The following is a 5372-nucleotide window of genomic DNA, read 5'->3' on the forward strand; positions in this document are numbered from 1 at the left end:
CAGGGGCATTCTGCATCGGATTGGCTGTCCGTTCCTCGCTGAATGAGCGGTCATTCCGCCACTATGCCCAATTGCACGATGCCGTGATCACCGGATACACCCAGGACACCGACGACCGCTACCGAACACTCTATAAATTCACCCTTGAGGGCCGGGAGGTCCATGGGGTCTTCCCCGACACCATCGCGGAACCCATCATGCGCGTGGGTGAAACAATACCCCTCTACGTCAAACACGAGGACCCCACCCAGGTGCTGCCTGCAGTAGCCCAGAAGCAGGCCACAATACGTACCTTCAACTACCTCCTCGGTTCCTGCATGCTGCTGACCGCCATCCCGCTGCTGCTGTTGATGTTCAGCTAGAGCAAGCGGGGGAAGATGACATCCCGACTCAACGGCGCCAGTTCAGCTGCCGTGGAGCTCACCGGGAACCAGGCGGCTTCAGCAATCTCCTCAAAAACCTCCGGCAGGACGGTTAAGGGGTCAGGCCACTGGTAGACATCACAGTCAACCTCAAAGCCTGACTCATTTGCAGCCGGGGCACGGAAACGCCCCACATGATCAAGGCGACCCGGGTCCAGTTCTATGTGAAGTTCCTCAGCGATTTCACGCACCGCGGTGTGTCTCGGTGTTTCTGAGGCTTCAACTTTTCCGCCGGGCATCATGAAGGATGTCGTTCCGGTTTTACGCACACTCAACACATCGCCGCTGTTGTTCCGAAAAACAACAGCGGCGATGCGGATGGTCCTAGTCAAGGTCGTGTGACTCAAAGACATTACCTTCGGAGGCGTCCCCACGCCTGAAGACAACGCGCAGGGACTCTTTCGCACCGAAGCGCACCAGGTGGGAACCAACCACTGTTTCCAGACGGTCGGCCAGATCCCCGGGTGCCTCAATGTGAAGAAGCAACACGCCATCACCGGCGACGAGGTCACAGGAGGCACAACCCTCGAAGGCAAAGCGCTCATCAGCTGCGTCCACACCCTGTCCCTTGAGGATGATGGAGCCTCGGCCTGCATCCGCATCCCAGGTGGTGGTGAGCTTCTCACTGAGGTGACTCGTCAGCTGCTTGCCATAACGACCGGGCCGGTCAGTGGACACACGTGCTGTAGAGGTAACGATCATATGGGGCAGTGTAGCCGGTGGATCTGCTTTATCTGACCCGCCCCCTATTTCGGAGGGCCGTATAGATGAAATCATGCAACCGGACATCCACCTGGTGAGTTGTGCCTGCCCGCACAATGGCTCCCACCTGCGCATCCAGTTCACTATCGCCACCTGAGGCGAGGTCGCGCTGCATGGAACTCGTGGAGTCCGCTGGCATCTGATCAGCAAAGGCCATCGTCCGGCCCACCACATCATCGGATAATTCCACACCGGAGGCCCCCGCCACCGCCCTGACCTCATACATCAGCGCTTCCAGGGTGGAGCGGTAGTCAGTGCGCAGTGTTCCCAGAGGCTTGTCGACGCACGCCCCCAGAGCACCGAAGGTGGTCACGAACATGGCCTTCTCCCACATGTCCACCCAGATGTCCGGGTGCACCTGCGCATCAATACCTGCGGCGTTGAGTGCAGTGGCAAAGTCCTCAGCCAGCCCCGAATGGGATGTTCCCCACGTTCCGAAGGTGTAGGACAGTGGACCGCCCCGATATTCCACTGCAGCAGGTCCTGAATGGATGAAGAATCCGCGCACCACACCGGGCCACACGCGTTGTGTACCAACCACGTCTGCGGCGATCTGCGGTGCCTCGACCGCATTCTGGGTGATGGCGACCATGGCATCTGCCGGGATGGCATCGAGAAGCTCTCCGGGCGCTGCACCCCCGGCCAGTGCTTTTGTTGCCACCAACACCACATCAGCGCCCTCAAGTTCATGAAATGAACTGGCGGCCGGCACCGCCACTGTGCGCTGCCCCTGCTGATCTTTCACATGTATGCCCCGTTCACGGAGGATTTCCAGAGTGGCACCCCGGGCGATCAGGGTGACATCTGCCCCGGACTCATGAAGCAATGCCCCGAAATATCCCCCGACGGCACCCGCGCCGATGATCACTATTTTCATATCACTCATTTTGCCCCATGTGGCCATGCGGTGGGCGTAGGAATAGAATCGGGACTTCTTAACCCCCTATGGATAAAGGTTGGACAAGTTATGGCCGGTGGACTTGCTGCACTGCTCGATGATGTTGCTGCGATTACGCGTGCGGCTGCCGCAAGCGTGGATGACGTGGCAGCCATGGCTGGAAAAACCAGCCTGAAGGCAGCTGGCGTCGTGGTGGATGATGCGGCCGTCACGCCACAATATGTTGATGGGGTCAAACCTGCACGTGAGCTGCCGATGATCTGGCGGATCGCCAAGGGGTCACTGGTCAACAAGCTGGTGATCATTCTCCCCATTGCGTTATTGCTGTCATCTTTCGCCCCCTGGGCGCTGACACCGATCCTCATGCTCGGTGGCACCTACCTGTGCTTTGAAGGCGCGGAAAAGATCTGGCACTCCATTCACCAGCGGATACACCGGGAAGAGAAGAGCCTCACCCCGAAATCCCATGAGGGTCCGAAATCAGAGGATGCGCTGGTGAAGGGCGCGATCATGACAGACCTCATCCTCTCAGCGGAGATCATGGTCATTTCCCTCAACGAGATCGCCGATGAGACCTTCTGGATGCGCACCGGAGTACTGATCGTGGTCGGTGTCGGTATCACAGCCCTCGTCTACGGTGTGGTGGCCCTGCTGGTGAAGATGGATGATGTCGGACTGGCCATGGCCTCACGTGAAGGGGCCTCTACCGGTACCGTGAAGTTTGGTACCGGCCTGGTCAAGGCGATGCCGGTGGTTCTGCAGGTCATCAGTGTCATCGGTGTTTTCGCAATGCTCTGGGTTGGTGGCCACATCATGGTGGTCGGCCTTGAAGAACTCGGCTGGTCACTGCCCTATCAGCTCGTGCACGGTCTGGAGGTGTGGGGCGCGGGCCTCGCTGGTGGTTTCACCGGTTGGTTGGGCAACACCATCGGCTCCCTGATCTTCGGTGCCATCTGGGGTGGGGTCGTCGTCGCCCTGGTGACAGTGATCAAGAAGCTCATCCCGAAGTCCACCCAGTAGTTCTAACCCGCCTGCAGGAACGGCAGGGCCAGCAGTGCGATGGAGGTCAGGCCGAGCGCACCCAGCCCCTCCATCAACGGGTTACCTGCAGTGGCTCCAGCATCCCGGAAGGCTGTCACACCCTGCAGGGATCCGGTGACGAACTCCATGACGGGTTGCTCGGGGGCAGCCATCGCCTGTGGGGCGGTGATGGTGGCAAGCCCTGCGGCCAGCGCGACTGTCAGGGCAATACGCTTCTTCATGATGGACTCCTCTACTGGTTACGTGATCTGGATAACACCTCCCAGGCTATGGTTGATTCCTGTGACATGCATTGGACCCACTGCAACATTGCCGATGATTCCCATGATAAAACCGGCCCCGGGGGCGGATATGAGAAATGCGCATGGTGGTGTTCCCTGCGCATTGTTCTCAGTGAGGGGGTCTGGTTCAGATGTTCTTGGGGGCTGAACATCGTCCCGAGGTGCTCGATCAACAGGCCCAGCACTCCGAGGAGTCCTCTGAGTCCCACGATTGAGCTGCCGGAGACGGTTCCACAGAGAGGTCCCAGTTCTCCACCGCTGACCAGAAATTTTCAGGGGCCGGTTGATACGGTCGGCCTGCAGGGTTGCCGGGGTGGCTACCGACAGGCAGTGGGAGGGATCCGTGGCTCAAAGCCCCCACCCCATCACCCGATGGGCACATAGCGAACATCATGCGGCTATGTTTATATAACCAGCGATACTCCCCCGATTCTCAGATAAGAATCGGAAATGCCTGCAGTTCATAGCGGTTTCTGAGAAGCAGCTGATGCGGGATTAAGAGGAATTTGTTATTAGATTTTCCTCACTACCATGGAAAATAAACAGGCTCTTTTAAATAAGGGCTCTGCATCCAGCCCATAACCTGCATTTGTCCACAAAATATTAGCTTCCTGACCATGAAACGAGGGGGGTGATAACGATGTCCACTACCAATAGGAATGTCAACACAGCGTTCATCATTGACACTTCCTGCGATCGCTCCTACCCGTTATTCATGTCAGACCTTCCCGCTGCCCGGGAACTGCTCAATGAAATCCCCCTGAGCAACATCAACTGGGACGCCTTGGAGGCACTGACGGCACCGGACTCCCCCACCGCGGAATATGAAGCCCTCCTCATCCCCACTGACTCGGCACGGACCATCTCCGTTGTCGTGGACACCCATGTGGTTGGGACCCTGCCTGATTCCACCCTGATCTCACATTCCCAGATCGCCCGCGTCTACGCATCTGGTTTCATCCCAACCTGCACGTTGACCATCACCCCGGGCGAAAGCATTCTGGCCCGCATCTTCCTTTTCAAGACCGGTGGTGGGGTGCCCTTCAATGATCCTCCGGAAAAAACCTGGACACTTCTTCCTGCAGGTGCTCTGTGGCAGGTGGAACCCACACGGGTCTCGCCTTTCAACGACATTCCCAATGGCAGCCAGGTGCTCCTGGAACTCCGGGCCTCAGGGGATCTCATCTCGATCTACCTCAACAGTTCAGAATGCGGGATCCTCGACATGGATGCTGCCGATGCCCTCTCTGGTGCTGTTCAGGTAGCCGCAGAACGCAACCACCTCACCCTCGCCCAGGGTTGTGTCAGCCGTGCTGCCGATGGTTGTGTCTCCCTCCACATCGATGCCCTGCCTTTCAATCAGTGGACCCGGGATGACTTCGCACTTCCCCCCAATCCCCGGGAAAAATTAGTACCGTATAGCAGCGATCCCCTGTCCTACCTGGATAGCCTCAAGCAATTCATCCGGGACCATGAAGCACCCCGGGATCTGGTTAGGGAACGTCGTCAGGTGACGAGGGACTGGCTGACACGGATCAGCCCGGTAATCCTCATCCTCCTCGGGTTCGGCAACTTGGTCATCGCCGCAGCCATTGATGATCTCAGCGCCCGCGGTCTGGTTGGTGTCTTCGGGTTGTCTTTCGTCTTCATTTTCCTCGGAGCCTGGCTTAGCTTCTGCCAGAAACGTGACACTCCCCATCGCAAACAGCCACGACATTGGAACTTCCTCATCCCCATCGGAGTCAGCGCCCTGATTCCATCAGTGGTGTTTGCCAACATCGGGTTCTTCTACGATTCCCAGAACCCCACCTCACAGACCTCAAGTGCGGGAATGACCACCCTCCAGAACTTTCCGGACTTCCCCACAAGCAGATCTCTTCAGCGGTCTCCCGACCACAGCGTAGATTCCATCATCCGGGAACCTGTTACCCCGATGATGGACATCTGGCCTGAGGTCATATCAGGCAG

6 protein-coding genes and 1 pseudogene are annotated in these 5372 nt (G+C 58.1%); 3 read left to right on the forward strand and 4 right to left on the reverse strand.

Annotated features, from left to right (window positions below):
- Positions 1–362 (forward strand): hypothetical protein (locus Q0M74_RS12740; RefSeq protein WP_366088323.1); only part of this gene is annotated, 362 nt, incomplete at its 5' end.
- On the opposite strand, the gene Q0M74_RS12745 is transcribed toward Q0M74_RS12740, so the two are convergent.
- The 3 genes from Q0M74_RS12745 to Q0M74_RS12755 are packed head-to-tail and all read right to left on the reverse strand — an operon-like array spanning position 359 to position 2061.
- On the reverse strand, positions 359–775 hold the full coding sequence (locus tag Q0M74_RS12745; protein ID WP_293955055.1) for an NUDIX domain-containing protein: 417 nt from the start codon (positions 773–775) through the stop codon (positions 359–361). The two genes, Q0M74_RS12740 and Q0M74_RS12745, sit on opposite strands and share 4 nt — an antisense overlap.
- Positions 747–1124, reverse strand: coding sequence for a DUF2218 domain-containing protein (locus tag Q0M74_RS12750; RefSeq protein WP_293955057.1), 378 nt, complete (start codon positions 1122–1124; stop codon positions 747–749). The genes Q0M74_RS12745 and Q0M74_RS12750 overlap by 29 nt, the downstream gene beginning before the upstream one ends.
- Before the next feature lie 28 nt (positions 1125–1152).
- The gene (locus Q0M74_RS12755; protein WP_293955059.1) at positions 1153–2061 is read right to left on the reverse strand and encodes a 2-dehydropantoate 2-reductase; all 909 of its coding nucleotides are present in this window, start codon (positions 2059–2061) and stop codon (positions 1153–1155) included.
- A gap of 90 nt (positions 2062–2151) precedes the next feature.
- Here Q0M74_RS12755 and Q0M74_RS12760 point away from each other — a divergent pair, with 90 nt between their 5' ends.
- Positions 2152–3102 (forward strand): DUF808 domain-containing protein, encoded by a 951-nt coding sequence (locus tag Q0M74_RS12760; protein ID WP_293955061.1) that lies wholly within the window; start codon positions 2152–2154, stop codon positions 3100–3102.
- Positions 3103–3104: 2 nt separating this feature from the next.
- Here the strand turns inward: Q0M74_RS12760 and Q0M74_RS12765 are convergent, their stop codons facing one another.
- Entirely contained in the window at positions 3105–3344 is a 240-nt protein-coding gene (locus Q0M74_RS12765) for a hypothetical protein (RefSeq protein WP_293955062.1), read from the reverse strand.
- Positions 3345–4044: 700 nt separating this feature from the next.
- On the opposite strand from Q0M74_RS12765, the pseudogene Q0M74_RS12770 reads away from it, so the two are divergent.
- Positions 4045–5372 (forward strand): annotated as a pseudogene (locus Q0M74_RS12770) (hypothetical protein); the annotation flags it as partial.

The sequence above is a fragment of the uncultured Corynebacterium sp. genome, assembly GCF_945649885.1.
Classification (GTDB): Bacteria; Actinomycetota; Actinomycetes; order Mycobacteriales; family Mycobacteriaceae; genus Corynebacterium.